At 72.8% G+C, this 12,515-nt stretch carries 11 protein-coding genes; 9 read left to right on the forward strand and 2 right to left on the reverse strand.

The window, feature by feature from the left end; translation table 11 throughout:
• The first annotated feature begins 20 nt into the window (after nucleotides 1–20).
• From ACIO9K_RS14625 to ACIO9K_RS14635, 3 genes are all read left to right on the forward strand, one after another.
• Nucleotides 21–1,220: a hypothetical protein gene (locus ACIO9K_RS14625; RefSeq protein WP_363618230.1), complete on the forward strand. Its 1,200-nt coding sequence runs from the start codon at nucleotides 21–23 to the stop codon at nucleotides 1,218–1,220.
• Nucleotides 1,221–1,307: 87 nt separating this feature from the next.
• The gene (thrS, locus tag ACIO9K_RS14630) at nucleotides 1,308–3,287 is read left to right on the forward strand and encodes a threonine--tRNA ligase (protein WP_400329821.1); all 1,980 of its coding nucleotides are present in this window, start codon (nucleotides 1,308–1,310) and stop codon (nucleotides 3,285–3,287) included.
• A 78-nt stretch (nucleotides 3,288–3,365) separates the two neighbouring features.
• Nucleotides 3,366–3,926 (forward strand): HIT domain-containing protein, encoded by a 561-nt coding sequence (locus tag ACIO9K_RS14635; RefSeq protein ID WP_363583052.1) that lies wholly within the window; start codon nucleotides 3,366–3,368, stop codon nucleotides 3,924–3,926.
• A 69-nt stretch (nucleotides 3,927–3,995) separates the two neighbouring features.
• Here ACIO9K_RS14635 and ACIO9K_RS14640 read toward each other — a convergent pair whose 3' ends face one another.
• The gene (locus ACIO9K_RS14640) at nucleotides 3,996–5,636 is read right to left on the reverse strand and encodes a hypothetical protein (RefSeq protein ID WP_363583054.1); all 1,641 of its coding nucleotides are present in this window, start codon (nucleotides 5,634–5,636) and stop codon (nucleotides 3,996–3,998) included.
• Between the two features lie 206 nt (nucleotides 5,637–5,842).
• On the opposite strand from ACIO9K_RS14640, the gene ACIO9K_RS14645 reads away from it, so the two are divergent.
• Entirely contained in the window at nucleotides 5,843–6,268 is a 426-nt protein-coding gene (locus tag ACIO9K_RS14645) for a thiol-disulfide oxidoreductase DCC family protein (RefSeq protein ID WP_400329825.1), read from the forward strand.
• Here the strand turns inward: ACIO9K_RS14645 and ACIO9K_RS14650 are convergent.
• A complete protein-coding gene (locus ACIO9K_RS14650; protein ID WP_400329828.1) occupies nucleotides 6,256–8,304 on the reverse strand; it encodes an elongation factor G-like protein EF-G2 in 2,049 nt (682 codons plus the stop codon). The genes ACIO9K_RS14645 and ACIO9K_RS14650 overlap by 13 nt on opposite strands.
• A gap of 255 nt (nucleotides 8,305–8,559) precedes the next feature.
• Here ACIO9K_RS14650 and pgsA point away from each other — a divergent pair, with 255 nt between their 5' ends.
• The 5 genes from pgsA to ACIO9K_RS14675 all read left to right on the forward strand — a co-directional run bounded on the left by pgsA (nucleotide 8,560) and on the right by ACIO9K_RS14675 (nucleotide 12,460).
• A complete protein-coding gene (gene pgsA / locus ACIO9K_RS14655) occupies nucleotides 8,560–9,207 on the forward strand; it encodes a phosphatidylinositol phosphate synthase (RefSeq protein ID WP_363583060.1) in 648 nt (215 codons plus the stop codon).
• 16 nt (nucleotides 9,208–9,223) lie between these two features.
• Nucleotides 9,224–10,210 carry a phosphatidylinositol mannoside acyltransferase gene (locus ACIO9K_RS14660; RefSeq protein ID WP_400329832.1) on the forward strand — a complete coding sequence of 329 codons (987 nt, stop codon included), beginning with the start codon at nucleotides 9,224–9,226 and terminating at the stop codon, nucleotides 10,208–10,210.
• A gap of 40 nt (nucleotides 10,211–10,250) precedes the next feature.
• Nucleotides 10,251–11,435 carry a glycosyltransferase family 4 protein gene (locus ACIO9K_RS14665; protein ID WP_363583064.1) on the forward strand — a complete coding sequence of 395 codons (1,185 nt, stop codon included), beginning with the start codon at nucleotides 10,251–10,253 and terminating at the stop codon, nucleotides 11,433–11,435.
• Nucleotides 11,436–11,519: 84 nt separating this feature from the next.
• Nucleotides 11,520–11,885 carry an isomerase gene (locus ACIO9K_RS14670; protein WP_363583066.1) on the forward strand — a complete coding sequence of 122 codons (366 nt, stop codon included), beginning with the start codon at nucleotides 11,520–11,522 and terminating at the stop codon, nucleotides 11,883–11,885.
• 74 nt (nucleotides 11,886–11,959) lie between these two features.
• Nucleotides 11,960–12,460 carry a hypothetical protein gene (locus ACIO9K_RS14675; protein WP_363618497.1) on the forward strand — a complete coding sequence of 167 codons (501 nt, stop codon included), beginning with the start codon at nucleotides 11,960–11,962 and terminating at the stop codon, nucleotides 12,458–12,460.
• Nucleotides 12,461–12,515: the final 55 nt, after the last annotated feature.

Genomic DNA, 12,515 nt, shown 5'->3' on the forward strand with positions numbered 1-12,515 from the left:
GGCAGCGAGGAGCAGCACCCATGACACCGCCGCACGCACCCGGCGAGCCGGTCCAGGCCCTGCCCGACCCCGCCGCCGTCGACCCGGCGGTGCTCGCCACCCTGCTCGCCCGGCACGGCTGGGTCCGGCGAGGCGGCCCCGCCGCCCGCTACGGCCGCTGGACGCCGCCCGACGACGAGTCCGGCACCAGCGTCCTCGTCCCCGCCGGTGGCGGCTTCGACGACGCCGTCGACCTCCTCGCCGACGCCGTCACCGCGCTGTCCCGCTCCTCCACCCCGTCCGCCCGAGCCATCCTGCTCGCACTGGCCGTCCCCGGCGACGAACTGCGTTGGCACCGGGAGCCGGCCGGCCCCGCCGAGGCCGCCACCTGGGACGACGCCGAGCGGCTCCAGCGGGCGGCCCGCGCGATGCTCGCCGCCGGGGCCAAGGCCGGCCGGGCCACGGCCGCCTACTTCGGTGCCCGGCTGGACGCGCATGCCGGGGACTTCCTGGACCGCGTCCTGGTCGTCGAGCAGGGCGCCGCCCTCACCGCCTACACCCCCGCGCCCGAGGGCCGGGCCGCCGTCACCACCCTGGTCCGCGCCCTGGAGGCACTGCGCGACGCCGTCGACTACCGCCGGGTCAGCGGGGGGCCCGAGGCCTTCGAGAACGCCGTCCAGGCCGGAGTCAGCCGGGAACTCGTCCAGTCAGTGGAGGACCTGGTCCGCGGCGCGACGGCGGCCCGGTTGACCGTCGCCTGGTCCGCCGCCGCGGGGACCCCGGGCGGCTTCGGGGACCGCCGGGTCGTCCTCGACTTCTCGCCCGGCGACCTGCCCGCCCTGACCGAGGCCGCCGAACTGCTCGAACGGATCGAGCCCGCCGTCGCCGTCACCGTCGTCGGCGTGGTCGTCCGGCTCAAGCGCGCCGACCCGGCCGGACCGGGCGCGGTGCGGCTGCGCGTCCTCGGCGGCGCCGAAGTCCGCGAACTCAAGCTCCGCCTGCCCGACCCCGACTACCGGCTCGCCGCCGAGGCCCACCTCGCGGGCCTGCCGGTCCGGGTCGCCGGCCGGCTGGAGAGCCGCGGCGGCTTCCGCCGGCTCACCCGGCCGCAGGGGCTGGAACTGTGCGGCTGGGAGGACGCCGACCGCGAGCGGCTGCTGAAGTCCCTCGGGGAGGGACTCGGCGAGGAACTCGGCGAAGAGCTCGACGGAGGCCTCGGGGAAGGGGGAGAGGGGGCGTAGGTGCGCGGCCGGGTCGACGCGCTCGGTACCATCGTCACGCGCAGCGCAGTGTTGCGTCCTCTGAATCCAGCACGTCAGGAGAGACCGGTGACGGACGTCCGGGTAATCATCAACCGCGAACCCGATCGGGAAGAGCGCGTGGTGACCACGGGCACTACGGCCGCCGAGCTCTTCGCCGACGACCGCTCGATCATCGCCGCCCGCGTCGGCGGCCAGCTCAAGGACCTCGCGTACGCCGTCCAGGACGGCGACGAGGTCGAGCCGGTCGCGATCGGCAGCAAGGACGGCCTGGACATCCTGCGCCACTCCACCGCGCACGTCATGGCGCAGGCCGTGCAGCAGCTCTACCCCGAGGCCAAGCTCGGCATCGGCCCGCCGGTCAAGGACGGCTTCTACTACGACTTCGACGTCGAGAAGCCCTTCCACCCCGATGACCTCAAGGCCATCGAGAAGCGGATGCAGGAGATCATCAAGCGCGGGCAGAAGTTCTCCCGCCGCGTGGTCACCGACGAGTCCGCCCGCGAGGAGCTGGCCGCCGAGCCGTACAAGCTGGAGCTGATCGGCCTCAAGGGCTCCGCCGCCACCGCCGGCGAGGGCGCCGACGTCGAGGTCGGCGCCGGCGAGCTCACCATCTACGACAACCTGGACGCCAAGACCGGCGAGCAGTGCTGGGGCGACCTCTGCCGCGGCCCGCACCTGCCCAGCACCCGGTACATCCCGGCGTTCAAGCTGATGCGCAACGCGGCCGCCTACTGGCGCGGCAGCGAGAAGAACCCGATGCTGCAGCGCATCTACGGGACCGCCTGGCCCACCAAGGACGAGCTCAAGGCCCACCTCGACTTCCTGGTCGAGGCCGAGAAGCGCGACCACCGCAAGCTCGGCAACGAGCTCGACCTCTTCTCCATCCCCGAGGAGATCGGCTCCGGCCTCGCCGTCTTCCACCCCAGGGGCGGCATCATCCGCCGGGCGATGGAGGACTACTCGCGCAAGCGGCACGAGGAGGAGGGCTACGAGTTCGTCTACACCCCGCACGCCACCAAGGGGAAGCTCTTCGAGAAGAGCGGCCACCTCGACTGGTACGCGGACGGTATGTACCCGCCCATGCAGCTCGACGAGGGCGTGGACTACTACCTCAAGCCGATGAACTGCCCGATGCACAACCTGATCTTCGACGCGCGCGGCCGCTCGTACCGTGAACTGCCGCTGCGCCTCTTCGAGTTCGGGACGGTGTACCGGTACGAGAAGTCCGGTGTGGTGCACGGCCTGACCCGCGCCCGCGGCTTCACGCAGGACGACGCGCACATCTACTGCACCCGCGAGCAGATGGCGGAGGAGCTCGACTCGACGCTGACCTTCGTGCTCAACCTGCTCCGCGACTACGGTCTGACCGACTTCTACCTGGAGCTGTCGACCAAGGACCCGGTCAAGTACGTCGGCTCGGACGAGACCTGGGAGGAGGCCACCGCCGTCCTCGCCAGCGTGGCCGAGAAGCAGGGGCTGCCGCTGGTGCCGGACCCGGGCGGCGCGGCCTTCTACGGCCCGAAGATCTCGGTCCAGGCGCGCGACGCGATCGGCCGGACCTGGCAGATGTCGACGATCCAGCTCGACTTCAACCTCCCCGAGCGTTTCGATCTCGAGTACACGGCGGCGGACGGCTCGCGCCAGCGGCCGGTCATGATCCACCGCGCGCTGTTCGGCAGCATCGAGCGGTTCTTCGCGGTGCTGCTGGAGCACTACGCCGGCGCCATGCCGCCGTGGTTGGCCCCGGTCACCGTGACGGGCATCCCGATCACCGACGAGCACGTGCCGTACCTGCTGGAGGTCGCGGCCGGGCTGAAGAAGCACGGGATCCGGGTCGAGGTGGACACCTCGGACGACCGCATGCAGAAGAAGATCAGGAACGCTCAGAAGAGCAAGGTTCCGTACATGCTGATCGCCGGCAACGACGACGTCGAGGCGGGCGCGGTGTCCTTCCGGTACCGCAACGGCGAGCAGAAGAACGGCGTGCCGGTGGCGGACGCCGTCGCCGAGATCGTGGACGCGGTGAGGAACCGCGTCCAGGTGTGACGCCTTCGGACCACCACGCGCGGGGCGGGCTCTCGATGAGTCCGCCCCGCGCGGCTTTGCAAGCAGCGTTGGGCGAATATGCTGATCAGCATGACGACTGAGCCGGAACTGCAGCGGGGCGTCGGGGAGCCGGACGGCTTCCGCCGCCTGTGGACCCCCCATCGGATGGCCTACATCCAGGGTGAGAACAAGCCCACCGGTCCGGCTCCGGACGACGGTTGTCCGTTCTGCTCGATCCCCGCGCTGAGCGACGAGGACGGGCTGGTCATCGCCCGGGGCGGCGCCGTGTTCGCGGTGCTGAACCTGTACCCGTACAACGGCGGCCACTTGATGGTGGTCCCGTACCGGCACGTCGCGGACTACACCGACCTGGACGAGGCGGAGACGGCCGAGCTGGCCGACTTCACCAAGCGGGCGATGACCGCGCTGCGGGCGGCCTCGGGGGCGCACGGGTTCAACATCGGGATGAACCAGGGCGCGGCGGCCGGTGCCGGGATCGCGGCGCACCTGCACCAGCACGTGGTGCCGCGCTGGGGCGGGGACACCAACTTCATGCCGGTGGTCGGCCACACCAAGGTGCTGCCGCAACTGCTGGCGGACACCCGGAAGATGCTGGCCGAGGCCTGGCCGCAGGACTGATCGGGAACGCCGGAGGGGCCCGTCACCGCTGAGTCGGTGGCGGGCCCCTCCGGCGTGCGCGGGCCGTGGTCACTCGAACTGGTCGACCTTGTACGGGCGGGTGCCCTGGGCCTCGGACTTGATGATCGAGGCGCGGTTCTTGAAGCGGTCGGTGTCCAGGTCGTGCTCCTCCAGGAACTCCAGGGTGGCGGCGTGCACGGCGCCGAGGACCGGGACGGAGGCGTTGAGCGCGTTGTCGGTCATGAACCGGCTGCCCCACGGCGGGCTCGCCCAGGCGTGCCGGAAGCCGAACGGCTCGGGCAGGCCCAGGCCGCCGCCGAGCCAGGAGAGCAGCCCGGGGGCGCGGGTGAGCGGCGCGCGCAGGGCCTGGCGGACCACCTCGTCGTTGTCGATCAGGGGGAGCTTGACGGTGCGCTCCTCCCAGAACTTGCCGGTCTTCTGGACGGTCTTCTCCTTGGCCGAGGGCTTGTCGGAGAAGACGCCGTTGACCGGGCCGAGCGCGTAGCCGGCGACGGTGACGGTGAGGGTGTTGGCGAGCAGGGTGACGGTGACGGTGAAGGTGATGATCAGCTTGCCGTCGAAGGTGATGAACTGGGTGGCGAGGTAGTGCCGGGGGCCGCCGCCGGCGAAGGTCTGCTTGTCGGCGATGGTCTGGAGGGCGAAGTCGCGCATCCGGTCGCCGTCCATGTCGGCGTTGCCGGGGCGGGAGATCTCGTCGGCGTTCTCGCCGATTTCGAGGACCGCCCACTGCTTGACGGTGATGTTGGTCATCCCGCTGTTGGCGACCTCGCTGACGGCGAGCCCCTTGAGGTGCGAGGAGATCTTCCGGACGAGGTCCCAGGGGTGGAAGGCGCGGAAGTCGGAGTGGCCCGCGGCGGGGCGCATCACGTCGACCAGGCGCCATTCGCCCCAGCGCTTGCCGACGCCGAGGATGCCCTTGGGACCGGCGTAGTGCTGGACGTTGGTCTCCTGCTCGGCCTCCATGCGGGCGAGCTTGTCGCGCAGGTCGACGGCCTTCTTGTCGAGGTCGTCGCGGGGGACGGCCTTGGAGACGGTGGCGGCGACGGAGCTGCCCTCGGCGAGGGCGAGCCAGCGCTCGCGGAGCTCCTTGGTGGAGCGCAGCACGATGCGCCGGGCGAGGATCCCGCCGATGATGGGCGGGATCATGGCGACGCGCAGGTAGACGCCGAGCGGGCCGTGGGCGGGGGGCTTGACGAGGAACAGGACGGAGACCACGGCTGCGGCCAGGAGCGCGAGGGCGCCGTAGAGCTCGTCCTGGAGGGCCTTGCCCTTCATGAGGTAGATGCGCAGGTAGAACGCACCGATCCAGATCAGGGTGCCGGGCAGGGCGAGCAGGCCGAAGAGCACGGTGACCACGGTGAGCTTGCGGTCCCGCGCGGCCCGCAACTCCTGTGCGGCCAGGCAGTGTTCGACGATCTGGCGGGTGTCGGTGCCGAACGAGGGCACGATCGGCTTGCGCCCGGCACCGACGGTGCGGGAGATGACGGCGGCGCTGAACGCCTCGCCGAGGTTCGCCTCGAAGAGCTTGAAGCGGGGCTTCTTGTGGGTCGCGGCGGTGACCTTGCCGACGAAGTCCTCGATCTTGCCGTCGCGGTACGCGACCGAGGAGAGCGCCGGGGTGACTCCGGTTTGCGGCCCGGCGTCGGTGCGGGGTATCTGCGCACCCGGAGTCATGTCGAGTGTGGTCACGGTGGCGTCCCCTCCTCCCCTTGTCAGCGGCAGGTTATCGTGCCGCGGTGTCGCCGCGCGCATGATCGTCTGAAGTGCCGTCACGATCGGGCCGCGCCTGGGCTTGAGAGGCATGATGCCCAGCTTCGGGCTGGTCGATACCCGGTCGGCGGCGGTCGTCGGGGTGGTGCAGGATGGCCGTGACGGCCAGGAAGGGAGCCCGGGCGATGGATCCGGTGTTGGTGTTCGACGGGGACTGTTCGTTCTGTTCGTCCTGCGTGCGGTGGGCGGAGCGCTATCTGCGGCAGACGCTGGCCTCGGGGGGCTGGGACGCGGTGCCGTTCCAGTTCGAGGACCTGGCGGCGCTGGACGCGCGCGCGGGCGGGCTGGGCGAGGTGACCGCGGAGCGGGCGGAGCGCGAGGTGCTGTGGGTGACGCCGGCGGGCCGGGTGTACGGGGGTGCGCAGGCGGTGGCGCGGCTGCTGATGCGTTCGGGCGGCGCGTGGGCGTACCTGGGGGCGGTGCTGGCGTCGGCGCCGGTGCGGCCGGTGGCGGGCCTGGCGTACCGCTGGGTGGCGCGCAACCGGCACCGGATGCCGGGGGGTACGGCGGCGTGCGCGCTGCCGCGGCGGCAGGGCGCTCAGTCGGTGTAGCGGGTGGCCAGGGCGGTCGGCATGGGTTCGTGGCGCAGGTAGGCGCGGGAGAACTCGGCGGTGCCGTGGGTGAGTGAGCGCAGGTCGACCGGGTAGCGGACGAGTTCGAGTTCGGGGACCTCGGCGCGCAGCAGGGTCAGGCCGGGGCCGCCGGTCTCGGTGCCGAGGACGCGGCCGCGGCGGGCGGAGAGGTCGCCGAGGACGGCGCCGAGGTAGTCGTCGGGCAGCAGGACGGTGACGGCGGCGACGGGTTCGAGCAGCCGGATGACGGCGTGCTCGGCGGCGTCGCGCAGGGCGAGGGCGGCGGCGGCCTGGAAGGACGCGTCGGAGGAGTCCACGGAGTGGGCCTTGCCGTCGGTGAGGGTGACCCGGACGTCGACGAGCGGGTGGCCGGTGGCGACGCCCTTGGCGAGCTGGGCGCGCAGGCCCTTCTCGACGGAGGGGATGAAGTGCTTGGGGACGGCGCCGCCGACGACGTGCTCCTGGAACTCGAAGCCGGAGCCGGCCGGGAGGGGTTCGACCTCCAGGTCGCAGATGGCGTACTGGCCGTGGCCGCCGGACTGCTTGACGAGCCGGCCGTGGCCGGCGGCGGCGGTGCCGAAGGTCTCGCGGAGGGCGACCTGGGGTTCGACGGTGTCGACGTGGACGCCGTGCCGGGTGCGCAGGCGGTCGAGGACGACCTCGGCGTGGGCCTCGCCGGTGCACCAGAGGACGAGCTGGTGGGTGTCGGGGTTCTGTTCGAGGCGTAGGGCCGGGTCCTCGGCGGTGAGGCGGGTGAGGGCCTGGGAGAGCTTGTCGTCGTCGGCCTTGCTGTGGGCTTCGACGGCGATCGGGAGCAGGGGCTCGGGGAGGGTCCAGCCGTCGAGGTCGACGGGGTGGCCGGGGTCGTGGACGGTGTCGCCGGCGCGGGCGGTGGTGAGCTTGGCGATGCAGACGAGGTCGCCGGCGACGGCGTGCGGGACGGGCCGCTGGAGCTTGCCGAAGGGGCTGCTGAGGGCGGTGACGCGTTCGTCGCCGTTCTGGTCGGCGCTGTGGGCGGGGCCGGCGAGGTGGATGCGGGTGTCGGGGCGCAGGGTGCCGGCGTACAGGCGCAGCAGGCTGATCCGGCCGACGTAGGTGTCGCCGGTGACGCGGACGACCTGGGCGGCGAGCGGGGCGTCGGGGTCGCAGTCGGGGGCGGGGCGGGTGCGTTCGCCGGGGTCGGGGAAGGTGTGGACGATCAGGTCGAGGAGTTCGGTGGCGCCGAGGCCGTTCTCGCTGGTGGGGACGGCGGGGTGGAGGGCGCAGCTGAGGACTTCGCGGCGCAGGCCGGCTTCGAGGGCGTCGGTGTCGAGGGTGTCGCCGGAGAGGTAGCGCTCCATGAGCGTGTCGTCCTGGCCGGAGATGGCCTCGACGAGGCTGTCGTGGGCCGGCCCGGTGTCGGGCAGCGGGGCGGCCCGGCCGTAGGTGTCGCCGGTGAGCAGGTCGACGCTGCCGTCGGGGCGGCCGTCGTGGAGGACGGGCAGGAAGAGCGGGCGGAGGGTGTCGGGGCCCAGGTCGAAGGCGTCGTGGCAGGCGGTGAGGATGTCGTCGAAGCCGGTGCGGGCGAGGTCGAGTTTGGCGACGGCGATGGCGCGCGGGATGCCTTCGGCGGCGCACTCGCGCCAGAGTGCGCGGGTGGGGGCGGTGACGGGGTCGGTGGCGGAGACGACGAAGACGGCGGCGTCGGCGGCGTGCAGGGCGGCGCGCAGGTCGGCGGTGAAGTCGGGGTGGCCGGGCGGGTCGATCAGGTTGATCTTGACGCCCTTCCATTCGAGTGGGAGCAGCGAGAGCTGGACGGAGCGCTGCTGGTGGTGCTCGATGTCCTCGTGGTCGGAGACGGTGGTGCCGTCGGTGACGCGACCGGCCCGGCCGGTGGCGCCGGCGGCGAGGGCGAGGGATTCGGCGAGCGTGGTCTTGCCCACACCGCTGGAGCCGATGAGGACGACGTTGCGCAGGTCCCGGGGGGCGGTGACGGCGGGTGCCTGGGCGGCTCGTGCCGTGCTGCGGTCGGGCATCGGGGTCTCCTCCCGTCGCGCCGGGGCTGTCCTTCGAAAGTGTAGGTGCGGGTGCTGCGGCGGCGCGTGTCGTACGGGTGGGCGGTGACCGTCCGTGTGTGGGACGTGGCCGGGGTGTCGTCGGGCGGTGCGTGCGACGGAGCGTGCCTCCGGCCTGGCTACGATGGGTGGGCCGGACGGGCTGATCCGTCCGGCCGTCTGCCGCGCGTGTTGCGCCAGGCGGGTACCAGGGAGATCGGAGCGGTCGGGAAGGCCATGCTCAACAAATACGCGCGTGCCTTCTTCACACGTGTTCTGACCCCGTTCGCCGCGTTCCTGATCCGGCTGGGCGTGAGCCCGGACGCCGTGACGCTGATCGGTACGGCCGGTTCGGTGGCCGGTGCGCTGGTGTTCTTCCCCCGCGGGGAGTTCTTCTGGGGCACCATCACGATCACGCTGTTCATCTTCTCGGACCTGGTGGACGGGAACATGGCCCGCCAGCTGGGCCGGAGCACCAGGTGGGGGGCGTTCCTGGACTCCACGCTGGACCGGGTCGCGGATGCGGCGATCTTCGGTGGTCTGGCGATGTGGTACGCGGGCAAGGGTGACGACAACCTGCTGTGCGCGGTGGCGATCTGCTGCCTGGCGAGCGGGCTGGTGGTGTCGTACACCAAGGCGCGGGCGCAGAGCCAGGGACTGCCGTGCGACGTGTCGGGGCTGGTGGAGCGGGCCGAGCGGCTGGTGGCCAGCCTGGTGGCGGCCGGGGTCGCGGGTCTGCACAAGTTCGGGGTGCCGTACGTGGAGTGGCTGCTGCCGGTGGCGCTGTGGCTGGTGGCGGTGGGCAGTCTGGTGACGGTGTTCCAGCGCATGCTGACCGTGCGCCGGGAGGCGTTCGAGGCCGACCGAGCGGCGGCCGGGAGCTGATGGGGGGCGTCCTGCGGTGACGGACCGACTGGTGTACTGGGCGTACGCGCTGGGCTGGGCGGTGCTGAAGCACCTGCCGGAGCGGGTGGCGCGGGGCCTGTTCGACCGACTGGCGGACTACGCCTGGCGCCGGCGGGGCAAGCGGGTGCTCCAGTTGGAGGCGAACCTGCGCCGGGTCCGTCCGGGACTGGACGAGGCGGGCCTGCGGGCGCTGTCCCGGGCCGGGATGCGCTCGTACCTGCGGTACTGGATGGAGTCGTTCCGGCTGCCGGTCTGGAGCAGGGAGCGGGTGGCCCGGGACGTCCGGTCGGAGGGTCTGGAGAACCTGCGCGCGCCGATCGAGGCCGGTCGGGGCGCGGTGATCGCGCTGCCGCACATGGGCAACTGGGACCTGGCGGGCACCTGGGTGGCGCAGCTGGGCTTCCCGTTCACCACGGTCGCGGAGCGGTTGAAGCCGGAGCGGCTGTTCGACCGGTTCGTGGAGTTCCGGGAGGGCCAGGGCATGGAGGTCCTGGCGTTGACCGGGGGCGGGGCGAACGTGATCGGCACGCTGGCGCGGCGGCTGCGCGAGGGCCGGCTGGTCTGCCTGGTGGGGGACCGGGACCTCTCGGAGGCGGGCGTGGAGGTGTCGTTCTTCGGGGAGGCGACCCGGATGCCGGCCGGTCCGGCGGCGCTGTGCCAGCGCACCGGGGCGGCGCTGCTGCCGGTGACGCTCTGGTACGACGGCCCGGTGATGCGGGCGCGGATCCACCCCGAGGTGCCGGTGCCGCAGGAGGGCGACCGCAAGGAGCGGACGCAGGTGATGACGCAGGCGCTGGCGCGGGTGTGGGAGGAGGCGATCCGCGAGCACCCCGAGGACTGGCACATGCTGCAGCGGTTCTGGCTGGCCGACCTCCCGGTCCGTGAGACGGTGGAGGAGGCGGCCGCGCCGCACTCCGAGGCGGCCCGGGCGGCCGCGCCGGAGCCGGCCGGCGAGCCGGCGGCCGAGGCCTCCGGGTCCTGATCCCGGCCAGCAGGAGTACCCGAAGGAGCATGAGGAACCCGTGAAGATCGGCATCGTCTGCCCGTACGACTGGGACGTCCCCGGTGGGGTGCAGTTCCACATCCGGGACCTGGCCGAGCACCTGATCGGTCTGGGCCACGAGGTCTCGGTGCTGTCGCCGGCCGAGGACGAGGAGGCGCTGCCGCCGTACGTGGTCGGCGCCGGGCGGGCGGTGGCGGTGCCGTACAACGGGTCGGTGGCGCGGCTGAGCTTCGGCGTCCTGTCGGCGGCGCGGACGCGGCGGTGGTTGCACGAGGGCCGGTTCGACATCCTGCACGTGCACGAGCCGGCCGCGCCGAGCGTGTCGATGCTGGCCGCCTGGTCGGCGTCCGGGCCGATGGTGGGGACGTTCCACACCTCCAACCCGCGCTCGCGGGCGATGATCGCGGCCTCGCCGATCCTGCAGCCCGGCCTGGAGAAGATGCGGGCCCGGATCGCGGTGTCGGAGTACGCCCGGCGGACGCTGGTGGAGCACCTGGGCGGCGACGCGGTGGTGATCCCGAACGGCGTGGACGTCGGCTTCTTCGCGGACGCCGAGCCGGATGAGCGCTGGTGCGGCGGTGCGGCGGCCGGGGAGCCGGGCACGATCGGCTTCGTCGGCCGCATCAACGAGCCGCGCAAGGGCTTGCCGACGCTGCTGGCGGCGCTGCCGAAGATCCTGGCCGAGCGGCCGGGCGTGCGGCTGCTGGTGGCGGGCAAGGGGGACGAGGAGGAGGCCGTCGCCGGCCTGGCGCCGGAGGTCCGCCGTCAGGTGGAGTTCCTCGGCATGGTGAGCGACCGCGACAAGGCCCGGCTGCTGCGCAGCGTGGACCTGTACGTGGCGCCGAACACCGGTGGCGAGAGCTTCGGGATCATCCTGGTCGAGGCGATGTCGGCGGGCGCCCCGGTGCTGGCCAGTGACCTGGACGCGTTCAAGCAGGTGCTGGACGGCGGGGACGCGGGCGAGCTGTTCCCGGTGGAGGACGCGGACGCGCTGGCCGCTGCGGCGCTGCGGCTGCTGGGCGATCCGGGGCGGCTGGGGGAGCTGAGCAAGGCCGCCTCGCGGTACGTGCGGCGGTTCGACTGGTCGACGGTCGGCGCGGACATCCTGGCGGTGTACGAGACGGTGGCGGCGGGGGCCGCGGCGGTGGTCGAGGAGGACGTGCGCGGCGGCCGGCGCGGCCGGTTCGGGCTGGCCCGGGACTGAGCCCGGCTGGCCCGGGACTTTTCCGGGGTGTCGGCGGCGTTAGGGTCGGTCGACCGTATTCGGGCACGACGCATGGGGGCACCGATGCCGCAGATCTCCGTCGACTACTCGCCGAGCCTGGCCGGCTCCTTCGACCGCCGGGCGCTGGGCGTGGCGATCAACCGGCTCGCGGTGGGGACGATCGACGCGAAGCCGGAGGCGTGCAAGACGCTGTTCCGGCAGAACGACGACTTCGTGGTGGGGGAGGGCGAGGGGGCCGCCGCGCAGGTGTACGTCGAGTTCCAGATCTTCCCGGGCCGTACGCCGGAGGCGAAGGCGGCGCTCAGCGAGGGCGTGCTGGCGCTGCTGGCGGAGCACGTCGCGCCGGCTCCGGGCACCCGGCTGCACACCGCGGTGAACGTCTCCGACATCGACCGCGGGTCCTACCGGAGCGCGAGCGCGGAGGGCTGAGCCGGTGACACCCGGTAGCGTTGCGCCCCGTGACTACCTGGATCTGGGCCGGCGTGGCCGTGGTGCTCTTCGGCATGTACCTGAGTTGGACGGCCGGTCGGTTGGACCGGCTGCACGCCAGGATCGACGCCGCGCGGGCCGCGTTGGACGCGCAGCTGGTCCGTCGGGCCTCGGTGGCGATGGAGCTGGCCACGTCCTCGCTGCTGGACCCGGCGGCCTCGCTGCTGCTGCTGGACGCGGCGCACGCGGCCCGGCAGGCCGAGGACGACCAGCGTGAGGTGGCGGAGAGCCAGCTGAGCCTGGCGCTGCGGGCGGTGTTCGCCGAGCCGGAGCAGGTGGCGGCGCTGGTGGCGGAGCCGGGCGGCGGGGACGCGGTGCGCGACCTGACGGCGGCGGTGCGCCGGGCGCCGATGGCGCGCCGGTTCCACAACGACGCGGTGCGGGCGGCCCGGGCGGTGCGCGAGCACCGTCTGGTGCGGTACTTCCGGCTGGCGGGGAAGGCCCCGTTCCCGCTGGCGTTCGAGATGGACGATGCCCCGCCGCCCGCGCTCACGCCCGAAGGGGCACCCGCCTAGGCTGTGCTCGGATACGGCCCGTTTGTCGCATCCCGTCGTCCGGGCTGGACTTGGT

Source organism: Kitasatospora sp. NPDC087271, assembly GCF_044744605.1.
GTDB lineage: Bacteria > Actinomycetota > Actinomycetes > Streptomycetales > Streptomycetaceae > Kitasatospora.

Excerpts from the sequence above, each read along its gene's own strand:
- ACIO9K_RS14625 (WP_363618230.1), top strand. The coding sequence starts at position 21 with ATGACACCGCCGCACGCACCCGGCGAGCCGGTCCAGGCCCTGCCCGAC.
- ACIO9K_RS14635 (WP_363583052.1), top strand. The coding sequence starts at position 3,366 with ATGCTGATCAGCATGACGACTGAGCCGGAACTGCAGCGGGGCGTCGGG.
- ACIO9K_RS14645 (WP_400329825.1), top strand. The coding sequence starts at position 5,843 with ATGGATCCGGTGTTGGTGTTCGACGGGGACTGTTCGTTCTGTTCGTCC.
- ACIO9K_RS14650 (WP_400329828.1), bottom strand. The coding sequence starts at position 8,304 with ATGCCCGACCGCAGCACGGCACGAGCCGCCCAGGCACCCGCCGTCACC.
- pgsA (WP_363583060.1), top strand. The coding sequence starts at position 8,560 with ATGCTCAACAAATACGCGCGTGCCTTCTTCACACGTGTTCTGACCCCG.
- ACIO9K_RS14670 (WP_363583066.1), top strand. The coding sequence starts at position 11,520 with ATGCCGCAGATCTCCGTCGACTACTCGCCGAGCCTGGCCGGCTCCTTC.
- ACIO9K_RS14675 (WP_363618497.1), top strand. The coding sequence starts at position 11,960 with ATGTACCTGAGTTGGACGGCCGGTCGGTTGGACCGGCTGCACGCCAGG.